Here is a 20,595-nt window from a genome sequence, read left to right as displayed (position 1 = left end):
ACTGGAAAGAGTAATAGTCTCTAGGCTGTGACTCTCTCTACATACCGTTTCAATACAGCCAGGTTAAGGAATCTATTTTAAAACTTTCGGCATATAGTTCTCATCATGTTTTGCAAACACTGTATCTGCAAGAAAAGTACTATTATCAAACATTTTACCTTGCACAACAACACCACTTTTTTCTGAAAACATTGGTGGAAGTATTCCCTGATATTTCACCATAACGCTCTTATTAAAATCTGTCATTTGAAAAATCACTTCACTTTCGTTGCGTATCACGCTATTTTCAACAACCATTCCACCAACACGGATTAGTTTTTGACCATTTGGTAAAACTATTGCCTCACTTACTGTATAGAAAAATGAGATATTTTCTTTGAGCGTTGTTAAAATAAAAAAAACTGCACAACTTAAAAAGCAGAAAATTCCTGAAGTTATAAGTAATCGCTTATGTTTCTTCTTCATGATTATCTTTCAGGCTTTCTAGAATTTTTTTACTTTTAGTATAACAAGAAATGGTAAAAATTAGCTCTCCAGCAATCAGCGTGAAACTAATAAGGTAAGCAAAAATTACATATGTATTCATAATGCATTATCAATAAATAACTCACCTGCATCAAAATAAATTAAGCTTCCATCCTTTTGCTGCAACACCAATTTACCACTTTTATCTATATCAGCAAAAATTCCTTCATACAATTTGTCAGCTAACTTTACACTGATTTGCTCATTCATTTTGAATGCTTTTTTTAACCACATTTCTCTTATAGCATAAAACCCATCAAGTAGCCATTGCTTTCTTAGCTTATTAAAATTTATTATTAATTTCTTTAACAGATCTATGTTAGACACAGACTCACCGTAATTGCTAATGCACGTTGTTCCTGGAAGTGGTGCATGACTGACATTAATTCCAATTCCTATAATGAGCCAATTCGAATTGGATCTTTTTTCAAGCAATATTCCACTTATTTTCTTGCCATCGATTAGAATGTCATTTGGCCATTTATACTGGAGATTTAGACCATTTATAAATGACAGTATAGCATTTCCAACAGCAAGAGCAGTAACAAAAGTCAATTCTGTTAATTTGCTAACTTGATTCATTAAACCTCTTTCTATCATCCCAGTATTTTCCCCAGTGCTTGACACATAACTATGCGAACATTGCAATTTGCAGGTGGTATGTGGTGTCATTCCAGTGCGTGACACTGGAATCCAGTTCTTATTACACAGTTGCCTGATGTGCCCATTTGTAATTAAGTTTTCTGGATCCCAGTGCCAGGCTACTCGGATGACATCATCCTTGGTGGGAATACCACAACGTTTGTACAGTTGTGTGCTTGACCATTCTTCTTGATTTCTAGATTCCAGCGCGTGACGCTGGAATGACACCGAAAGCTGGCTTTCATTCAGATAATCGTTAAAGAGGTTTATTACCAAACTTGCATAAAAATTACCCTCTGGAGAAATCCAGTTTTTTCCGGTGCGCCCCCTGCCTTCTGTTTGTTTATCAGCAACAATAATAGTTTCATTTGATATTCCTTTATCAATTAAATCCAACGCTTCTTTATTAGTGCTTGAAACTTTTTTGTAATGATGAATATGAAAACCCTCAGGGGTCACCTTGTCAGCCCTTTAGTTCAATGAGTGAGTAAAACGTACAAGAAAAGAACGAGGTTGATCAGCGAAGCCACCGAAGTGATAATGAATAGGCCCTTAGAATAAGCAACCTTATTACCACTAGCTTTATCGAAATACATAGCTTTTATAATATTTAGATAATAGTAACACGATACAACACTCGCCACCACAAGGGTCAAAGACAGGCTGATAAAGCCAGAATTTATTAAACTTTTGAATATAAAAAATTTAGCGATAAAACCTGCAAGTGGAGGTATTCCCGACATCGAGAGTAACAGTACAGAAAGATGAAATGCTACAATTGGGCGTTTCTTCCCTATACCAGATAAATTTGCAATATCACAATCGTCATCGTCAATTTGTACAAGATATGAGAATAGCCCTATGCTTGTGATGATATATATCACCAGATACATTAAGGCACTATCTGTTCCTGCTTGTGTAAAAATAGAAAGTGAAGCAAATATAAAACCAATGTGACCAATTGAACTGTAAGCAAGCAGCCTTTTTAAGTTTTCCTGACGTAAGGCCCCAAAAGCTGAGATAAGCACAGACAATGCTGAAACGTATAAGAAAATAGGCTGAACATAACTTTTTACATTTACTAACTCTTCATTCATCAATCGAATTAAAAATGTTACAAGTGCAGCTTTTGGAGCTGTAGAAAAAAACGCAGTTACTATGGTAGGTGCACCTTGATAGACATCTGGAGCCCACATATGAAAAGGAGCAATAGCAAGCTTGAAACACAAACCAATAAGGATAAAAACTAACCCAAAAACTATTCCATAAGTTATCTGATGGCTTTGCAAGAATGAACCGAGCTCAGAGAAATTGACTTGTCCTGTATATCCATAAAGCAGCGACATTCCATATAGCATAATGCAGGAAGATAGTGCACTAAGTGTAAAATATTTCACTCCTGCTTCACATGAATAAGCTGAATCTTTATTAAAGCTCGCAAGAACATACAAAGATATACTCATCAACTCAAAAGCTAAATAAAAAGAAATCAGACTATTTGCTGAAACCAAAGTTATCATGCCAAATAGCGCAAAAAGAATCAGTATTGAAAATTCATATTTATAGTCATATTTTGATAAATTCAGCATCAAAAGTATTAAAATTCCTGTGCTGAGAATTAACCCTTGGGCTGACCTGATGTATAAATTGAGTTTTAACAACGAATTAAAGAGAAAAATTTCATTGTTTTCTGCCGAAATAATTAAAATAATCAAAGTTACCACTGTGCAGCCAAGTGCTAATAAGTTGATAGTTCGGCGGTTAAATATAATTCCAAGCAGTAGCAACACTAACGAGGAGATAATAGAGAACGTTTCCGGCAATATCTGTATATAATTCATAGCGCATTATATTTGACTAACAAATTTGCCATACATGGCTTCAAATAATTCAGTGCAAGGGTTGGGTAGAATCCAAGCAAAATAACAAACACTGCAAGCAGAATTAAGACAGAAAATTCTATGCTATCCAAGCGGTTATTTAATAATTTAGAATAGCTAACCCCCCATATTATTTGCTTACATAAATTCAGCATATAAACTGCGCTTAAAATAGTGCCAAGTGCGATAAATCCTGTAAAAAACCCTATGCTCTTAAACATTCCAACCATAGCCAAAAACTCACCTATGAATCCAGATGTTCCAGGTAGCCCTATTGAAGCCATTGAAAATAAAATGAACATAAAACCAAATTTTGGCATTGTGTTTACTATGCCAAAATATTTTGCAATCTCCAAAGTTCCAGTTCGAGTATATAGCATTCCAACACACAAAAATAAAGCAGCAGAAATAAGGCCATGACTAATCATTTGAAATATGCTACCCAGTACTCCTTCCTCACAAAATGAAAAGAGGCCAGCAGTAACGATCCCCATATGTGCTATTGAAGAATAAGCTATTAACTTCTTTATATCATCTTGAGCAAACGCAACTAGCGAAGCATATATCACCGCAATAATGCTCAGCACAACAACGAAATTTGAAAAATATAAACTTGCCTGAGGAAGCATTGGAATAGAAAACCTTAAAAATCCATATCCTCCCATTTTAATAAGCAAGCCAGCTAAAATCACAGATCCAGAAGTTGGTGATTGTACATGCGCATCAGGAAGCCAAGTGTGAAATGGAAACATCGGTACTTTTATTGCAAAAGAAATAAAAAATGCAATCCACAGCAATGACTGCACTTCAAGATCAAGGCTTGGCACTAATGTAGCTAATTTTTGTATATTAAACGTTCCAAAAATGTTATAGATGTAAACCAATCCAAGTAGAAATAATAATGAGCCAGTTAATGTATAAAGAAACAACTTAAACGTTGCATATACCCTGTGTTTTCCTCCCCAGATGCCAATAATAAAGAACATTGGTATTAAAACAGCTTCAAAAAACACATAAAAGCTTATAGCATTCAGTGAAACGAAAAAACCGACTACAAAACTCTCAAGCAGTAGAAACAATGCCATATAGGCTTTTAGGGTCGTATAACTCATTTTGCAGTTGTAGAGTATACAAATTACAAACAAGAAAGTTGTAAGCAGAAGGAAAAGCAACGATATACCATCTATCCCTATTCCAACATTTCTAATTGGGTAGCTGACAAACTGAAAGTCCGCATTGTTATAATCAAATTCTATACAAACTACAATGCTAAGCAAAAATGGAAGTACAGCAAAAAATAGAGCAAGGAATCTTAGGTGTATAGATTGATGATTAATCCTGATTAAGGATAAAATCAACGCTCCTATCAGTGGAAGCAAGAATATACTAAGTAACAACACCTTCTATTTAATTCCAATAATATATAAAGCACCGATTATTAGAGTAACAAACATAATAAATGCATAATCAAATATATAACCAGTTTGTAACTTTATAGAACTTTTTGAACATTCATTAACCAACCTTACAACACCATTTGGTCCAAATGAATCAATAGCCTTAACATCAAACTTCCATAGAAGCCTAGATATAAACCTTATCGGTGCAATTATAACAAACTCATACACCTCATCAAAGTACCATTTATTCTGCAAAAACTTAAGTAAAAATTTACTCTTAATTTGCCTAATTACTTGATATTGGTAAATTAGGTACGCAAGTGCTATTCCACTTAGGCTTGCTAAGGTTGGCAGTAGTTTTATAAAGAAATTATGAACTCCATGCTCATCAATCATCACTAAACTTGATTTCCAAAACGCATTACTAGTTATGTTCAAAATATTTGCTCCCCATATTCCAGAAAATACTGATCCAAAAGCGAGTATCAGTAATGGTATAAGCATAATCTTTGGTGCCTCATGTATATTAATTTTACTTTGTTTTTGGCTGTGGAACACAAGAAGCAATAACCTCCAAGAGTAAAACGCTGTGAAGAATGCAACAACTAAGCTTATTACAAAAGCAAAGCTATCCGTGCTATAAGCATGTTCAATTATCAAATCCTTTGAATAAAAACCTGCAAATGGGAATATCCCAGAAAGCGCAAGAGATCCAATCCACATGAGAGCGTAAGTGCAAGGGATTTTCTTCCAGCAATTTCCCATTTTCTGAATGTTTTGCTCATGATGCATTGCATGAATCACATTGCCAGCACCAAGAAATAGTAGAGCTTTAAAAAAAGCGTGTGTCATTAAATGAAAAATAGCAACATTGTAAGCAGAAAGCCCACATGCCATGAACATATAACCAAGTTGACTGCAGGTTGAATAAGCAATTATTTTCTTTATATCGTTCTGAGTAATTGCAACGGTGGCTGCAAAAAAAGCAGTGAGTGCTCCAACGATAACTATTAATTCTCGTGCCACATTTGATAACTCAAACAATGGAGAACACTTTGCTACTAAAAATATACCTGCTGTTACCATCGTTGCTGCGTGAATAAGTGCAGAAACAGGAGTTGGCCCTTCCATTGCATCTGGCAACCAAACATGTAAACCAAGCTGTGCAGATTTACCCATACAGCCAATAAAAAGTAATATGCATATTATATGAGTTACTTTGAATTCACAGCAGAATGCCCTAATGTTCTGCGTGCCAAGAAGATCAGTTGTGTCGAAAACTTCAGTAAAATTCAAAGAGTGAAATGTATAATAAATAAGAAAGATTCCAATCAATAGTGCAAAGTCTCCTACCCTATTCACAACAAATGCTTTAATTGCTGCATTATTTGCAGAATATTTTTGGAACCAAAATCCTATGAGTAAATAAGAACATAGGCCAACCCCTTCCCAGCCAAAAAAAAGCTGCACGAAATTATCGCTTACAACCAGCACAATCATGCAAAACGTAAATAGCGATAGGTAAGAAAAAAACCTCGACTTCCCCTTATCATGCTCCATATAACCGATAGAGTAGAGATGTACTACCAGTGAAACGGTGGTAATAACAATAAGCATTAAGGATGAGAGAGCATCCACACTAATTGCCCAATTTACTTTTAAGATGCTCAATGAAAACAAAGGAAATAAACTCAAGTGATAATTTTCAGAGAAGGTGAGAAAAACATACCAAGATAAAACTGCAGATATTCCAATCCCTGCCGTTGTAACTAACTGACTTTTTCTAAAAAGTGCTGCAAATAGCGAACCAAAAAGTGGCAAAAATACTATTAATTTCAGTATATACGTCATACTTTTATTCTTTCATTAAGTTCGCTTGTTCAACGTCTATATTGCCACGGCTTCTATAATATACAACCAATATTGCAAGCCCAACTCCTGACTCTGCTGCCGCAACAGTCAACACAAACATCACAAAAATTTGCCCAACTATATCATTCATAAAGGCAGAAAAAGCAACTAAGTTGATATTAATTGCCAGCAATAATATTTCTATTGATAACAATATATTGATTATGCTCTTACGGTTGATGAAAATACCGCACACTCCAATAGTGAACAAAACAGCAGCAACTATCAGAAAATGATTTAATCCTATTTCCATTCTACTCCTTTTCCAAATTTAGCCTTAATCAATTTTACAGATGAAGATTGCGTCAATTGCTTTAACACATTCTGTTTTTTAACTCCTTTTTTCTTATCCTGCAAAGTAAGAGCAATTGCACCGACAATTGCAACAAGCAGCAAAATTCCAGAAAGATGAAAAGCATACATATAGTCAGTATATAGCAAATTACCAATAGCTTTCACGTTATTAGTATTATAGTTTATAACATTGCTTATATTCGGTGCTGAGCTGCGGATTACAAAGCTGATGATTAGAAAAAACACAACACATAATATAGCACCAAGAGTGAAATGCTTTGCAAAACCCTGGCGCAACCTTATGTAGTCAATATCGAGCATCATAACTACAAAGAGGAATAACACTGCAACTGCACCGATGTATACTATCAGTACCATCATAGCAATGAATTCAGCTCCAAGAAGAATGAAAAGCACTGCAGAGTTAACGAAGGTGAAAATTAAAAATAATACTGCATGCACAGGATTTCTTACGCTAATCACGCATACAGCAGATAAAATGCTTAGAATTGCAAAAAAATAAAAGAAAAAAGGCATTGATACTTTAACTGCAACAATAGTTACTAATTTAAAGTGACTATTGTTGTAAAGTCAATACTAAATGCCTACCTTATGGATGAACTTGCGATTGTGATTTTAAACACTCAGGAGTAAGGACATTCTTAATCACAGTACCTATGCTCATATGGCGATCCTTTTGCCTTTCTTCACTGACCTTTTCACAAGATTTTCCAATACCATAACCCACCAGTGCACCAACAACAGTGGCTGCAATAAATACTGCAACAGCAACAATAGCAGGAGCTAAAGTGGCAGCTCCTGCAAGGTATGCTATAGCTGCTCCAATAATTGCACCACCACTTAAAGCACAACAAGTTCTACAAGCGTTTGGATTGCTTTTAGGATTTGAAATCTCTTCTATTATTTTAAGTTTTTCTGCTACTAAATCACTACCTTGTTGTTTTTCTTCATCATTTAACTTACCAAATTTATATAAAATCTTTGAAGTGCATTCTAAGTATTGTCCAACAGATTGCACATGTTCTTTTAGTGCATCTATTGTTACTCCTTCATTAAAGTGTTCTCTCAAAGTATCATGATCAAGACGATCAAGTTCCCACATAAATGAAGTATGTATCTCATTGATTTGCTTAATAAATTCCTCAAAGGGCTCCTTTATTTGTTCAACATAATAACTTATTATGTCAGTCGTTTTTTTAACTGATTCAACATTATGGATTCTTAAATTTTCCACAGATGTTAAAGACGTAATAACTATCCGTTCTTCAAGTGAAAGTTTTCTTTGCTCATCAGAATTAGTAGGCATATTTTCTCCTATTTACTATACTTAACATACAATAATTTTAACTAATATTTTCACAATTGTCAAATTTAGGCGTCCATTTTTCTCAAAGTTCAAAGTACACAACAAAAACTTTACAGAGTGCAAGTAGTAAAATTCTCGACAACTTTAATTTATTAATGCATAATATATGTATATTAATAATCAGCGGTAGCTCAAAATGTACAACATATTTGGTTATTTCAAAAGCAACAATAGTTCTAATACCAATTCCCGCTACACAAGTAACGGATAGACAATAATAGAAAAAAAGCCATACTGAAGTAAGTAAAGTAGCGAGGTTTAAATGGCATTAAGATCAAAATTATTGGATGAAAAAGTGGTGGAATCAGCAAAAGAAATGCTGAAGAAAGTAAGAAATAACGCATATGTTGCAAAAAAACTAAATGCTGTAATTGCAGCAAAAAAGCACAGTATAACAGCCGTAGCAAAGATATGCTGCATTTCAAGAAAGGCACTTACTGCATGACCTAAAATTTGGCAGAGAAGAAAAATTATTTGCTCCGCCTCAACGCCGTAGAAAAACTATATTGAATCAAAGTCAACGTGAACAAGTTGAGGTGTGGATAGAGGAAAACCCCAATATTACTATAAAAGAAATGAAAATAAGAATTCAAGAAAAGTTTGGTTTGAATATCAGCAAATCTACAGTACACCGTAATATGCAAAGAATGAAATTCTCATATATCACACCAAGACCAGTGCATAACGGACAAGATAAAAGTAAACAAGAGGAATTTAAAAAAAAATCTTAATGAAACTATTGTCATGTATCCTGAAAAAGAGCTATTTTTCTTCGATGAATCGCGGTTTGGCACACATTCAAAGATTGGACACGGGTGGTTTAAAAAAGGCATTAGGACACAGGTTAAGGTAAAACTAGGTAGGCAAAATTTTTATCTCTATAGTGCAGTTAATCCCAGAAATGGAGAAAGTTCTAGCTCAAACGTCAATACTGATTGTATGAATATATTCCTTGAGCAGATGTCACAATATTTAGGAACAAGGGAGGCATTTCTTATCATGGATTGTGCTAGTTGGCATAAGTCAAAAAATTTAAAAGTACCTAAAAATATCGACATTATATACCTACCACCATACTCACCTGACCTCAATCCTGTTGAGAGGTTTTGGTTATATATAAAACAGAACATTTTGCGTAACAAAATCTACGACACAATTGCTTTGCTTGAGAGCGCTTTGTGCAAATTTATTACCTCTCTTTCTCACTCCACAATTAAAAAACTCTGCAATGCCGCTTATTTGATTCACTAGTAATGAGAATTGGTATAACGCACAAAGTAGCAGACTAGATGGAGAAAGTTATCAATACACCACAAGAGACTATATGACAATTTACTTTAATAACACACTAGCAAGTTTCAGTAGATCATTGAGAGAATTTAAAGAAAAAGCGTATGGATTTATGTATGATATCGGAACTTGGTTGAAAGAAACATATGAAAATCTCACTGAACGACCTGCAACGCATAATCGCTATACCCCAAAAGAAAAACCCCTTGTTGAAGTTGAAGAAATAGAAATGAAGGAACTAAACCGTACATATAAGCCATTCCAAACTCCACTTATCCACCCAACAAGCAGAAGTTCTGGTGCCAATACCTCAAATCAAGTTGTTGTTACTCGACATACACCTGAAACTACTAAAACAAAATAGATGTAAAACCTACGTTTAAATATGTAGTACTTGAGTGAAGCATTCTTTAACTGTTCTATTCAATAAAACCTTTACAATATTTCAATCATAGGTTTAACTTTACGAAGTTATAATCTATAGGGCTACGATGAACGATTATCTCTCACTGCTAAATCCAGAACAACAATCAGCTGTAACTAACATAGATGGACCGGTTTTAATATTGGCAGGAGCCGGAACCGGAAAAACAAGAACGATTACTTCAAGAATAGCACACATAATTAGAAATGGTCACGCTTATTCTGATGAAATATTAGCTGTTACATTCACAAATAAAGCAGCAAATGAGATGGTATCAAGGGTACTTGAGCTAACGGGCACAAACATACCATGGCTTGGCACTTTCCATGCAATTGCAGCAAAAATTTTGCGCCTGCACGCAGAAATTGTGGGCTTAAACCCCAATTTTACAATCATTGGTGTGGATGACCAATTACAGGTAATAAAAAATATTATCAATGAAATAAGCCCTGATTACCTATCAGAAAAATGTAAGACCATTATGAATATTATTCAGCAATGGAAAGAGAAGTGCTTATTGCCATCTGAAGTGGAAGATATTCAATCATTTAGGCCAGTGTACGTAACTGCACTCAAAGTCTATCACCAGTATCAGGAAAGGTTGAGATTCCTTAACTCTGTCGATTTTGGTGACTTATTGCTATATAACATACAACTCTTTAATCAAAAGACCGAAGTTCTGTCCTACTACCAAAACAAGTTTAAATATGTCATGGTAGATGAATATCAAGATACAAATGCGATACAATATCTTTGGCTAAAATACCTTGCAAAAGAGCACTCAAATATTTGCTGTGTAGGAGATGATGACCAGTCGATATATAGTTGGCGTGGTGCAGAAGTTGAAAATATTTTGAAGTTTTCTGATGATTTTAAAAATGCAAAAACCGTTAAACTAGAGTGTAACTACAGGTCAACATCCCACATACTTGCAACTGCGTCATATGTTATCAATCACAATAAGACTCGCTTAGAAAAAAAATTGTGGACAACAAACATTGAAGGGGAAAAGGTAAATCTAATAAAATTATGGGACGGAAAAGCTGAAGCAAGGTTCATAAGCGAACAGATATTAAAGCTCAATAAATACAGATTTAGTGACATTGCAGTGCTGGTAAGGGCCACTTTTCAAACTAGAGTTCTCGAAGAGTATTTTATAAAATATTCAATTCCCTACAAGATTATAAGTGGCGTAAAATTCTACGAACGTCAGGAAGTCAGGGATATAATTGCATATTTAAGACTCGTTACAAACAATAACGATGACTTAGCTTTCGAAAGGATCGTAAACCGGCCAAAAAGAAGCATAGGAGCTACAACTCTAAAGAAAATATACACGACTGCTCAGGATAACAAAATTTCTTTTTTTGAGGCAGCAAAAATATTAGTTAATAGTAATCAAGTAACCGAAAGAATTAAACTCTCACTAAATGATTTTTTAAATAAAATTAAAGCTTGGGAAGAAATAGTAAGCGTAAAACCACTGCATGAATTCGTTAAAATCGTAGCAAACCAATCAGGGTATATTGAAATGCTTGAAAATGAGGAGGTAACAGGCTTAGCACGAATAGAAAATGTCAAGGAGCTCATCTCATCTTTAAAAAATTTTGATAATGCCACAACTTTCTTGGAGCACATAAGTTTGGTGATGGAAGTGGATAATATGAATAACGATGACACCGTATATGTTATGACTCTTCATGCAGCCAAAGGACTTGAATTCCCGTGCGTGTTTCTACCTGGTTGGGAAGAGGGATTATTTCCTCATCAAAGATCTTTTGATGACAAAAGTGGTAAAGCTTTAGAAGAAGAAAGGAGACTCGCATATGTTGGCATAACCAGAGCCAAAGAAAGGTTAATCATTTCATGTGCAGATAGGAGGGAAATTAACAACCAGTGGCAACCGATGCGCACTTCTCGGTTCATTAAAGAATTGCCAAGAGAAAATGTTGAGGTAATTAAAAGCAACATTGCCTACTGTTGAAGCTATAATTGCAGATAAACATATCTTACAAATCTGAATTACTTTAACTATATGTTTCTCCTGGCAAAAATTCTGTAACCGTTCACACTTAATTCTTCAATCTCATACCAATTTCTATTACATAACAAACAAATAGACAATAGAAGTGAGAAGGTTATACTAAGGCAGTATAATGATGGAGTTTTGGAATGGCATTGGTATCAGGTTAGAATTTTAGCTTACATTGTGCCAATCTTTCTTCAATTGCTGCTCGCATAAATTCTGCCTGTCTTTTAGTTCTGCAGTGCACTATCGCATCATCCACATATCTTTCAAATGGTACTGTTGGGTGATTTTGTTTCATCCATATATCAAATGCATGGTGCATAAATATGTTTGAAATGATTGGGCTTATTGAACCTCCTTGCGGAACTCCTTTTTTCCCTAACTACCTTACTGCCATCTGCTTGCTGAATAGGGGATTTCATCCACCTTTCAACATACAGTATGACCCATTTGCAGTCTGTGTGCTTCTTGATAGCCTGCAGTGCTAAATTGTGGTCCAGATTGTCGAAAAATCCTGTAACATCAACAGCTTTCTTGGTAATCGTATCCTGTCTCCAATAAACAGCGGTTTTGCTATGTATCCTTGATCAGCAAAAAACTTACGTAAAGTTGGAGCCTTGTATTTAGCTTGAGTGAAAAGATTTAGAGCACCATCACGATCTTGAACACTTGCACTATGAACATCAGCCGCAATAATTAAGCCCACTGTATCTACAACAATATGACGTTTTCTACCCTTTATTTTTTTTTCAGCATCATATCCTCTGGATCCCCTTTTTGAGTGGTTTTTACTGATTGACTGTCAATTATTCCTACTGAAGGTGTTTCATTTTTACCAAACATTTTTCTTACCTCTTTTACTAGCATATTATGTATTTTTTCCAATTTGCCATTACTACGTCACCTGAGAAAATAGTCATACACCGTCTTCCATGGAGGAAAATCTTTCGGCAGCATTCTCCATTGACAACCACCTCTCATTATATACCTTATTGCATTAATAATTGTTCTGATATTGTGCTTTCTTGGCCTCCCTATCTTTCCTTGTGCAACATGTGGCTCCAAAATTTCCCATTCCTTATCACTTATATCACTTGGATACAATTTTCCCTCCTATTTTTTACTTACACTATCATATTTTTTTCCTCATTCCTTTTCAAGACATACTCTTAGACAACTGGACGTCAAGCCTATCCTAGTGCTGGATATCAAGCTCATACTCAGTATGTAAATCTTTGACTAAAGCTACAGCGCATTCTTTTTGAACAATTATACTGATTTTGATTTCAGATGTTGTGATAGCAAGTATTTCTATCTTTTTTTCGCTTAAAACCTTGAGTGTGCGGTGCATCACTTCAGTGTTAGACATAACACCAATACCAATTATTGAAATTTTAGCTACATTATCGTTTATAGCATAATTTTCATTCTTATTCAGTAACTTTTCCATTAAATCAATATCAAATTTGGAGATAACAAAACTTGACCCATGTATCATATCAATTTTAACGTTTGCTCCTGCTATATCTCTTAAAGTACGCAAGTTATTTGCAAGGTTAGTGAAAGTTACAAGAGCTTCATTAGTGCTATAAGTTATTCCAGTAATTAAGTATCTCTCTAGTACATCCCTTTTGTGTAGCACTGTGGTGCCTTCTACTTCCTTAAAAGTGGATAGCACTTGCACTTTAATGTTATGTTTCATTGCAAGTTGTACTGAACGATTATGCAGTATTTTAGCACCAGATGACGACATTTCCAACATTTCATCGTAAGAGATAAATTTGAGCTTGCGTGCCTTTGGAACAATTCTCGGGTCTGCTGTATATATTCCATCAATATCAGTAAAAATTTCGCAAATTCTAACACCAAAGGCTACCGCGAAGGCAACTGCTGATATATCAGAGCCTCCTCTTCCAAAAGTAGTGATTCTATCATCATTTATACCCTGAAAACCAGCAATGATCGCAGCAGTATAACCCTCAGCAAAAGATCTTTTCACACGGTCAATCTTTATTGTTTTTATTTTAGACTCAGAATAAAAATCATCAGTTACAATTGGTAACTGCCAGGCAAGCCACGATTTAGCATTAACTCCGATCGATTGGAGAGTGATAGCTAATAGACCGCAAGAGATTTGTTCTCCTGCTGAAAGCATAACGTCATACTCTGATAACTCTTGTCTGCAACTTAAATTTGAGATTTGCCTAGCCTGAAAAGCCATTTGGTCAGTAAATCCTGCAACAGCAGATACAACAACGATTACATTACAACCTTTCTCAATATCGTTTTTTATCAAATTTGCAACTCGGTTTAAATCAGTTAGCGAAGTCCCACCAAATTTTTTTATGATTATTTTGTCCATAGTTACAATATAACTCTCTTCTGAAGAAAAACATAGTTTTTGTAGAGATAGCAGCTTGCAAGCCATTCAGAAAAGGGAAGATAAAACTATAAAAAACCATAGGCGCCAGTTGGTTTTTAGCTAAAGTCAAGTGTCTGGAATTTTAGGCATAGAATCCCCCATATGAACAAGATTCAGAAAAAATGCAACGCACATTGGGCAGAGATTAAGTATGCGTGTGCACCCACATACACTGAAGAAGATACGCCACATTTTTAACTGAAATTTAAATGAAAAGTCTGCAGACGGAGACAAATTTTGAGCTCGAGAAACATCTCTAATTGTCATTATAATGAGGTTTCAAGTATGCGGAAGTAATTTTTTTAGCTAAAGTCAAAATTTTCTACCATGACATGAGCCCACCACTAAGCAGCAGGAGACCTTGCATGACCTCCAAAAAATGCTTTTACTCTTTCAAGATAAGTAGGTGGTTCTGCAGGGATTTCTATATTATACATTGAATAATACACTGCTTCCTTTATACTATCATCTGTAACTAATTCCCTTAATTTTTGCTTTATGGCACCTCTTTGAATACTTTTTCCATACTCTTCGTAAAATTTTATGTAAAGCTCTTTAAAGACAAATTCTCTTATTTCTATTATTGATTGGTTAATGTTGCTCTTCACCTCATCGCTTATATTATTTTTATCCGCATAATCTTCGGAGTAAAAATCTTCAAACTTGTCTACCAAAATTTTTAATTTTTTATAATTGCAATATTCTTTTAAAAATCTTTCAGTAAATTTAGGTGTTAATACGTTCACTGCTCCATTTATTTGAACCAAGAAATTATTTTTCGCTTCAAGACAACTAAGCGAATAAATAATACGATCGAACATTCCCAGAGTACATAAACCAAGTCCATCCTTTAAATTCATTAGTAATAGTGAATTCACATCTGATTTTTGATTCTTAGCAGCAGTTGAAACTAAGTTTGCAGCTTGTGTGAGAGTTAGTCCAGTTTTTGATTCTTGCCAAGCTGCTTCATTGGAACCATTAAAGTTAAGATAAAGTTTTAATTGCTCTTTTTGCTCAGTTGTAAGCTCATCTGAATTATTTATGTAGTCTTCAAACTCTTTATTGAGTACATTTGGTTGAGTTCCAAATTTCTGTTTTAGTTCTTCAGCGCAGTTTATGACACTTTCCTCAAAACTTCTAGTATGAACACTTTGACTACCAGTGCCCACATCACTTACATTAAACAAAAAGCTTAGCTGCTTTACATTCAAACCCAAAGGTGAAAAGAGTTTTACTGATGGATATTTTATTAACTCAAGAAGTGCTACTGGAATTAGCAGTGCATAATTTAACAATAATAAACCAAAATTAAATATAAGAAACCCACGTAGAGCTGATACCTTTGATGCAATATACAAAAATGGAAGCTGTAGGTAATATATCAAGTGTATACTGAAGAATAAGATTTTGTCCTTTAATTTTATTGTTGGATCTTTATAAACCTCAAACAACATGCTATTGCTATCAATATTGTTGTTTTTAAAGGAGGTATAGTTGTTTATGATCTTCTCTTGCAAGGGAAGAAGCATTTTATTCAGGCAAATAAACGCAGCAATAACAATAAAACCTGTAGCCAAAAATGCTAGTGCAGGGCTAGAAGTGCTTGTAGATAAATAGGCATAAAGACCATCAACAATTAAGTTTTTGTATAATCTTTCAAAGGGACGAACTAGAATCGGGTCAAGGATATAGTTAACAAGAAGATTTAAATAATACACGAGAAACAAAAGTGCAATCAAAAATGCAATAATACTACAAACAACCAAAAATGCTTTTAATCTCGGATTCATAACCCCCTCTTAATAATCTGTTAATATAATCTATTTTAGGAATAAATTGAAAAAAATGCAAGTTTTTATGTTAAAAGATCAATTGAAATTTCTGAGTTTAGGGTATATTGTTAATCTATTTAGATAAGAATTATTGTGTCAAATAAAATAGGTTTTTGGGCTATTTTTGCCTTAGTGATTAGCAGCCAAATTGGCTCTGGAATTTTTATGCTTCCAATTAGCCTTGCTCCATATGGCATGTATAGCCTTATAAGCTGGATAATATCAGGGCTTGGTGCTATATCTCTTGCTTTAGTTTTTGCCTCACTCTGCGCAAAATTTCCGGAAACGGGTGGCCCTCACGTCTATGTAAAGCATGCTTTTGGCCCTGCTGCAGCTTTTTTTGTTGGTTGGACGTATTGGGTGATCTCATGGGTTAGCACAACAGCTGTAATAGTTGTGGGTGTTGGTTATCTTACACCATTTTTCCATGAAGATATTCAAAACGTACATCTGTTTTTAGAGATGTTATTACTTACAATTATTACACTAATAAATTTTAGAGGAGTAGCTACTGCTGGACGTGTTGAGTTTTTATTGACGGTGATAAAAATTTCTGTATTGCTTGTAATACCTATAGCAGCATTGTTTTTTTTTGATAGAAATAACTTCATCATAAGTGAAGAAATATCAAATCTTACAACATCGCAGATTCTTGCCCGTTCTACACTTATTACTCTATGGGGTTTTATTGGAGTTGAATTGGCAACAGCACCTGCAGGGTCAGTTGATAATCCAGCTAGAACAATACCAAGAGCTGTGGTACTTGGAACAATCTCTGTTGCTGTTGTGTATTTTATCAACAATCTTGCAATTATGGGATTAATAAATGGCAATGATTTAGCAAGTTCAAGAGCACCATATGTTGACGCAATAAAAATTATGGCCTCTGGCAATTGGCACTTGATTATTTCTATAACTGCGTTCATTTTTTGTGTTGGTACTTTAAACGCTTGGGTACTAGCTAGTGGACAAGTGGCCCTTGGCCTTGCAAAAGATAAACTGATGCCACAGTTTTTTGCTCAAAGAAACAAGCACGGTTCTCCTTTCTGGGGCATAACAACTAGCTCAGTTGGAACTGCAACTTTACTAATCCTCACTTCAAGCAACAATTTTGCTAAGCAGATCACATCAATTATCGACTTTTCTGTAGTTTCATTTTTATTTGTTTACCTTGCATGCAGTCTTGCTTTTCTCAAAGTTATTGTGCAAGAAAAGAGTTGTTACAAATTTTTAATTGGCAGTATAGCAACAACCTTTTGCTGCTGGGTAATATTTGAAACTTCTGTGAATACCTTGCTGATCGCAAGCTTATTCACTGCAAGTGGCGTACCTCTTTATTTATTTTGGTATCGCAGAGTTTCTGTATAGCAAATGTTATGTATCTGTTCAGCAGAGTGGCAAAATAAGGTAGAGGAGAAAAGACAACTATAGGAAGAAATGGGTGTCATGCCAGTGCGTGACACTGGCATCCAGTTCTTTCGCGCAGTTCCATCAAAAACGTTGTAAAGGATTAATCGCTTTCGTGTTTACCAACTTAGTGCCCAATCTGGATCCCAGATACTGTCTCTGCTGTCAAACAAATTATCCAACAAAATTACAATTAAATGGTTGATTATTTTTAAGAATACCAAAAAAGACATGCATTAATTTTCGCATTAACGCAAGAACTATGACTTTTGGACATTTGCCTTTACTTGCTAGACGCTGACAAAACTTTTGAAAATGATTATTATGGTTTTTGACTACTATAGCTGGCATATAAAGAGCTTTTCGAATACGCTCAGATCCTATTTTGCATATGCAACTTCTCTTACTTACTGACGATCCCGATTGATAATGTCCTGGATTTAGACCAGCAAAAGCTGTAAATTGTTTAGCATTGTCAAAGTTATCAACTGATGGCATTTCTGCGACAACAGCAACAGCAGTAAGATATCCTATACCTTTTATAGTCTTAAGGTTTTCCACCATATTTTTTAGATGTGGATAGTTATTTATATGCTCATTAATTTCTTTTTCGAGAACAATAATTTGCTCCTCTATTGCCAAAATTACTTTAGATATAGCTTCTTTGCAACTGGAATGCATATTTTTGTTTTCCAAGCGATTTGTCTGTTGCACCTTATCATCTTTTAGCGATTGCATGCAACGGTAAAGCTCCCTCAAATGCCTCATTTCAGGTGCAATGGGCTTCCAAAGAGCAGGTTTGTTGGCGATACAAAATCTAGCTATCATAGCTGCATCTGATTTATCTGTCTTATTTCTGAGCAGCTCACTTTTGCCAAAAGCTTTCTGGGTTTACTATACTGACATTATGCCCTAAATCGTGCATAAAAGTAGCCAAATCTTCTCCATACCAACTAGTTGCTTCAAGACATAAATGAGTAAGATTTGCTCCATGGCCATTGCACCAAACTACAAGTTTTGCAAAACCATCTTGATTATTTTGAAAGACTTTGTGTCGTTTTTTACTGTCCACTAACAAACAAACATCAAATTTCTTTTTTGAAATATCCACACCCAAAATAGCATTTACTTGCATAAAATTGCCTCCAAGACTATAAATAAACTGAGAGTTTAGACTAACCTTGTAATACGGGATATAATTCCAAAAGATACTGTTCAGTCTTTAACTCTATGGGAGGGAAGCAAAATCTGGCTTAATGGCATTAGTGTCGCATCAGCTTCACCCTCTCTGTGAGGTATTTTAGCTCTAATGCCTCACATCATAAAGATACAAGTGTCACGCACTGGGATGACGAGAAAGGAGCACTGGAATTTTTGTTTCAATATTTGTACATGAGCCATGCATCTGAACAGATACAATGTTATAACTAGAGATAATTTTTAAATGATTGATATTTATGAACTACGACTTTTCTTGTTGTCCACTTGTTCAACATTACCCTTCTCAAGTTTACTATCTACTTCTTTTGTGTGTTCATCATCTATACTAGTTTCATCTTTTATCTTACTAGGGTAATCTTCCTGCGATTTTTTATATGCTTCCATGTTGTCATATATAGGGTTACTGATGATTTCTATTTTTTCAGGTGTGAAAATCCTTGCTAAAAATCTCCTTATTATTGGTATTGACCTTAAGAGATCTCTTAGCTTTGAAGATTCTTGTCTTTTGTTTAGAGACTGTTGGTCTATTTTAGAGGTTTTTACACCATACTTTTTATCATCAAAATTTATTGTAGGCTTTCTTTTATTCGAAAGAACACTTTGGGCCTTTGATCCATTGGTTCCTTCAGGCCCTTGAGGTGTAGACATTGCAGGTTTAACCTTAGTTTCATCGTATTCCTTACTCATCTTTCATTTCATTATGTAACATTACTAATATTGCATAATAATAGCTAAATTACAATTAATTGCAAGATAAAAATATTAAAACAATTGTAAATTTTGTCAGTAAAAATATAATAGAACTTTAAAATTAGAGGTTCATCTATATGAGATACAAAATTGCTGTTATTGGAGCAACCGGAAGAGTAGGGCGTGAGGTATTAAGCACGCTTGCTGAATTTCAAGATGAGGCGATAGATTGCGTTATTGCACTTGCATCGAAAAAATCAGAAGGGAAGAAGGTGAGCTTTGGTGACAAAGAGTTAACAGTTTTATGCCTTGAGGATTATGACTTCGTTGGAACTAATGTAGCCATTTTCTGTGCTGGATCTCATGTTTCTGAAGAGTATGTACCAATTGCAACACAGGCTGGATGCATCGTGATAGATAACAGTTCCCATTTTAGAATGAAAGAGGGTGTGCCACTCATTATTCCAGAGATTAATAAAGAAAAAATTATGGAATATAAAAACCACAACATAATATCCAATCCAAACTGTACTACAATACAGATGCTGCTAATACTACATCTATTACACCAAAAAGCAAAAATAAAGAGAATCGTTGCTTCAACTTATCAATCAACTTCTGGTGCAGGCAAAGCAGCAATGGATGAGCTCTATGACCAGACAAAAAAAATCTTTATGAACGAAGCTAAAAAACCCAAGATATTCTCTAAGCAAATAGCATTCAATTGCATTCCCCATGTAGGAGAATTCATGGAAAATGGCTCTACAGAAGAGGAATGGAAAATGCAAGAGGAGACAAAAAAAATTTTAGAGGAAGATATAAAAGTTACTGCAACTTGTGTAAGGGTACCCGTCTTTATCGGTCACGCTATGGCAGTAAATGTGGAATTTGATCAACATATCACTGAAGAACAAGCTCGTGAAGTGCTAAGTGAAGCCGAAGATAGTGGAGTTTTAGTGTACAACAGGCGTGAAGATAGTGAATACATAACTCAAATTGATGTTGTACAGGAGAATGCTGTATATGTATCGCGTATTAGAAGAGACAATACTGTTGAGCACGGATTAAATATGTGGATAGTGGCTGACAACCTGCGCAAAGGCGCAGCATTAAATATAGTGCAGATTCTTGAGATTTTGATAAGAGAGCATTTGTCAATCAAGTGCATATAGAGCGCACGTACGTTGTAATTCGAAGGAAATTGTATATCACATGGCAGCGCGTGACGCTGGAATGGCTTT

General features: G+C 34.9%; 19 protein-coding genes and 3 pseudogenes. 5 read left to right on the top strand and 17 right to left on the bottom strand.

All coding sequences use genetic code 11. The features are described from left to right. Positions 1-72: 72 nt before the first annotated feature. The 9 genes from ccmE to OPR50_RS08225 form a co-directional block, all read right to left on the bottom strand. Positions 73-465 (bottom strand): cytochrome c maturation protein CcmE, encoded by a 393-nt coding sequence (gene ccmE / locus OPR50_RS08260; protein ID WP_010082373.1) that lies wholly within the window; start codon positions 463-465, stop codon positions 73-75. Beyond that, the gene (locus OPR50_RS09010) at positions 449-586 is read right to left on the bottom strand and encodes a CcmD-like small membrane protein (protein ID WP_010962957.1); all 138 of its coding nucleotides are present in this window, start codon (positions 584-586) and stop codon (positions 449-451) included. Before OPR50_RS09010 ends, ccmE begins: the two co-directional genes overlap by 17 nt. Continuing rightward, the gene (locus OPR50_RS08255; RefSeq protein ID WP_265024062.1) at positions 583-1,626 is read right to left on the bottom strand and encodes a biotin--[acetyl-CoA-carboxylase] ligase; all 1,044 of its coding nucleotides are present in this window, start codon (positions 1,624-1,626) and stop codon (positions 583-585) included. Before OPR50_RS08255 ends, OPR50_RS09010 begins: the two co-directional genes overlap by 4 nt. Positions 1,627-1,643: 17 nt before the next feature. Continuing rightward, positions 1,644-3,008, bottom strand: coding sequence for an NADH-quinone oxidoreductase subunit N (locus tag OPR50_RS08250; RefSeq protein WP_265024061.1), 1,365 nt, complete (start codon positions 3,006-3,008; stop codon positions 1,644-1,646). After that, positions 3,005-4,447 carry a complex I subunit 4 family protein gene (locus OPR50_RS08245; protein ID WP_264339642.1) on the bottom strand — a complete coding sequence of 481 codons (1,443 nt, stop codon included), beginning with the start codon at positions 4,445-4,447 and terminating at the stop codon, positions 3,005-3,007. The genes OPR50_RS08250 and OPR50_RS08245 overlap by 4 nt, the downstream gene beginning before the upstream one ends. A 3-nt stretch (positions 4,448-4,450) precedes the next feature. Then, the gene (gene nuoL / locus OPR50_RS08240) at positions 4,451-6,298 is read right to left on the bottom strand and encodes an NADH-quinone oxidoreductase subunit L (protein ID WP_182309334.1); all 1,848 of its coding nucleotides are present in this window, start codon (positions 6,296-6,298) and stop codon (positions 4,451-4,453) included. Between the two features lie 4 nt (positions 6,299-6,302). Beyond that, positions 6,303-6,611, bottom strand: a complete 309-nt coding sequence (gene nuoK, locus OPR50_RS08235; protein ID WP_006012916.1) for an NADH-quinone oxidoreductase subunit NuoK — start codon at positions 6,609-6,611, stop codon at positions 6,303-6,305. Next, positions 6,602-7,189: an NADH-quinone oxidoreductase subunit J gene (locus tag OPR50_RS08230; protein ID WP_264339643.1), complete on the bottom strand. Its 588-nt coding sequence runs from the start codon at positions 7,187-7,189 to the stop codon at positions 6,602-6,604. The genes nuoK and OPR50_RS08230 overlap by 10 nt, the downstream gene beginning before the upstream one ends. A 73-nt stretch (positions 7,190-7,262) precedes the next feature. Next, positions 7,263-7,979: a hypothetical protein gene (locus OPR50_RS08225; protein ID WP_264339644.1), complete on the bottom strand. Its 717-nt coding sequence runs from the start codon at positions 7,977-7,979 to the stop codon at positions 7,263-7,265. 322 nt (positions 7,980-8,301) lie between these two features. Between OPR50_RS08225 and OPR50_RS08220 the strand changes: the two are divergent. The 3 genes and pseudogenes from OPR50_RS08220 to OPR50_RS08210 all read left to right on the top strand — a co-directional run bounded on the left by OPR50_RS08220 (position 8,302) and on the right by OPR50_RS08210 (position 11,737). After that, a pseudogene (locus OPR50_RS08220) lies at positions 8,302-9,290 on the top strand (IS630 family transposase). A 61-nt stretch (positions 9,291-9,351) separates the two neighbouring features. After that, positions 9,352-9,693 (top strand): annotated as a pseudogene (locus OPR50_RS08215) (WD_0964 family protein); the annotation flags it as partial. Between the two features lie 127 nt (positions 9,694-9,820). Further along, the gene (locus tag OPR50_RS08210; RefSeq protein WP_155969319.1) at positions 9,821-11,737 is read left to right on the top strand and encodes an ATP-dependent helicase; all 1,917 of its coding nucleotides are present in this window, start codon (positions 9,821-9,823) and stop codon (positions 11,735-11,737) included. Positions 11,738-11,942: 205 nt separating this feature from the next. Here OPR50_RS08210 and OPR50_RS08205 read toward each other — a convergent pair whose 3' ends face one another. The 6 genes from OPR50_RS08205 to OPR50_RS08185 form a co-directional block, all read right to left on the bottom strand. Further along, the gene (locus OPR50_RS08205; protein WP_265024060.1) at positions 11,943-12,104 is read right to left on the bottom strand and encodes a hypothetical protein; all 162 of its coding nucleotides are present in this window, start codon (positions 12,102-12,104) and stop codon (positions 11,943-11,945) included. 162 nt (positions 12,105-12,266) lie between these two features. Next, complete coding sequence (locus tag OPR50_RS08710; protein WP_238513961.1) at positions 12,267-12,503, bottom strand: hypothetical protein; 237 nt, start codon at positions 12,501-12,503, stop codon at positions 12,267-12,269. A 17-nt stretch (positions 12,504-12,520) separates the two neighbouring features. Further along, positions 12,521-12,667: an IS5 family transposase gene (locus OPR50_RS08200; protein ID WP_007549942.1), complete on the bottom strand. Its 147-nt coding sequence runs from the start codon at positions 12,665-12,667 to the stop codon at positions 12,521-12,523. Positions 12,668-12,682: 15 nt separating this feature from the next. Continuing rightward, positions 12,683-12,886: an IS5 family transposase gene (locus OPR50_RS08195; RefSeq protein WP_007549940.1), complete on the bottom strand. Its 204-nt coding sequence runs from the start codon at positions 12,884-12,886 to the stop codon at positions 12,683-12,685. 91 nt (positions 12,887-12,977) lie between these two features. Next, complete coding sequence (locus OPR50_RS08190; RefSeq protein ID WP_265024059.1) at positions 12,978-14,144, bottom strand: aspartate kinase; 1,167 nt, start codon at positions 14,142-14,144, stop codon at positions 12,978-12,980. Between the two features lie 404 nt (positions 14,145-14,548). Then, positions 14,549-15,994: a hypothetical protein gene (locus tag OPR50_RS08185; protein ID WP_155969030.1), complete on the bottom strand. Its 1,446-nt coding sequence runs from the start codon at positions 15,992-15,994 to the stop codon at positions 14,549-14,551. A gap of 135 nt (positions 15,995-16,129) precedes the next feature. On the opposite strand from OPR50_RS08185, the gene OPR50_RS08180 reads away from it, so the two are divergent. Next, entirely contained in the window at positions 16,130-17,404 is a 1,275-nt protein-coding gene (locus tag OPR50_RS08180) for an APC family permease (protein WP_010082345.1), read from the top strand. A 213-nt stretch (positions 17,405-17,617) separates the two neighbouring features. Here the strand turns inward: OPR50_RS08180 and OPR50_RS09005 are convergent. Continuing rightward, a pseudogene (locus OPR50_RS09005) lies at positions 17,618-18,578 on the bottom strand (IS110 family transposase). A 320-nt stretch (positions 18,579-18,898) separates the two neighbouring features. Further along, positions 18,899-19,351 carry a hypothetical protein gene (locus OPR50_RS08165; RefSeq protein ID WP_015589289.1) on the bottom strand — a complete coding sequence of 151 codons (453 nt, stop codon included), beginning with the start codon at positions 19,349-19,351 and terminating at the stop codon, positions 18,899-18,901. A gap of 140 nt (positions 19,352-19,491) precedes the next feature. Here OPR50_RS08165 and OPR50_RS08160 point away from each other — a divergent pair, with 140 nt between their 5' ends. Continuing rightward, entirely contained in the window at positions 19,492-20,526 is a 1,035-nt protein-coding gene (locus tag OPR50_RS08160; RefSeq protein WP_265024058.1) for an aspartate-semialdehyde dehydrogenase, read from the top strand. Positions 20,527-20,595: the final 69 nt, after the last annotated feature.

The sequence above is a fragment of the Wolbachia endosymbiont (group A) of Epagoge grotiana genome, from assembly GCF_947251775.1.
GTDB classification, from domain to species: Bacteria; Pseudomonadota; Alphaproteobacteria; order Rickettsiales; family Anaplasmataceae; genus Wolbachia; species Wolbachia pipientis.
This window is presented reverse-complemented; position numbering and strand designations above follow the sequence as displayed.

Coding starts and splice junctions, on each gene's coding strand:
- ccmE (WP_010082373.1), bottom strand. CDS start 465: ATGAAGAAGAAACATAAGCGATTACTTATAACTTCAGGAATTTTCTGC.
- OPR50_RS09010 (WP_010962957.1), bottom strand. CDS start 586: ATGAATACATATGTAATTTTTGCTTACCTTATTAGTTTCACGCTGATT.
- OPR50_RS08250 (WP_265024061.1), bottom strand. CDS start 3,008: ATGAATTATATACAGATATTGCCGGAAACGTTCTCTATTATCTCCTCG.
- nuoL (WP_182309334.1), bottom strand. CDS start 6,298: ATGACGTATATACTGAAATTAATAGTATTTTTGCCACTTTTTGGTTCG.
- nuoK (WP_006012916.1), bottom strand. CDS start 6,611: ATGGAAATAGGATTAAATCATTTTCTGATAGTTGCTGCTGTTTTGTTC.
- OPR50_RS08230 (WP_264339643.1), bottom strand. CDS start 7,189: ATGCCTTTTTTCTTTTATTTTTTTGCAATTCTAAGCATTTTATCTGCT.
- OPR50_RS08225 (WP_264339644.1), bottom strand. CDS start 7,979: ATGCCTACTAATTCTGATGAGCAAAGAAAACTTTCACTTGAAGAACGG.
- OPR50_RS08210 (WP_155969319.1), top strand. CDS start 9,821: ATGAACGATTATCTCTCACTGCTAAATCCAGAACAACAATCAGCTGTA.
- OPR50_RS08205 (WP_265024060.1), bottom strand. CDS start 12,104: ATGCACCATGCATTTGATATATGGATGAAACAAAATCACCCAACAGTA.
- OPR50_RS08190 (WP_265024059.1), bottom strand. CDS start 14,144: ATGGACAAAATAATCATAAAAAAATTTGGTGGGACTTCGCTAACTGAT.
- OPR50_RS08185 (WP_155969030.1), bottom strand. CDS start 15,994: ATGAATCCGAGATTAAAAGCATTTTTGGTTGTTTGTAGTATTATTGCA.
- OPR50_RS08165 (WP_015589289.1), bottom strand. CDS start 19,351: ATGAGTAAGGAATACGATGAAACTAAGGTTAAACCTGCAATGTCTACA.
- OPR50_RS08160 (WP_265024058.1), top strand. CDS start 19,492: ATGAGATACAAAATTGCTGTTATTGGAGCAACCGGAAGAGTAGGGCGT.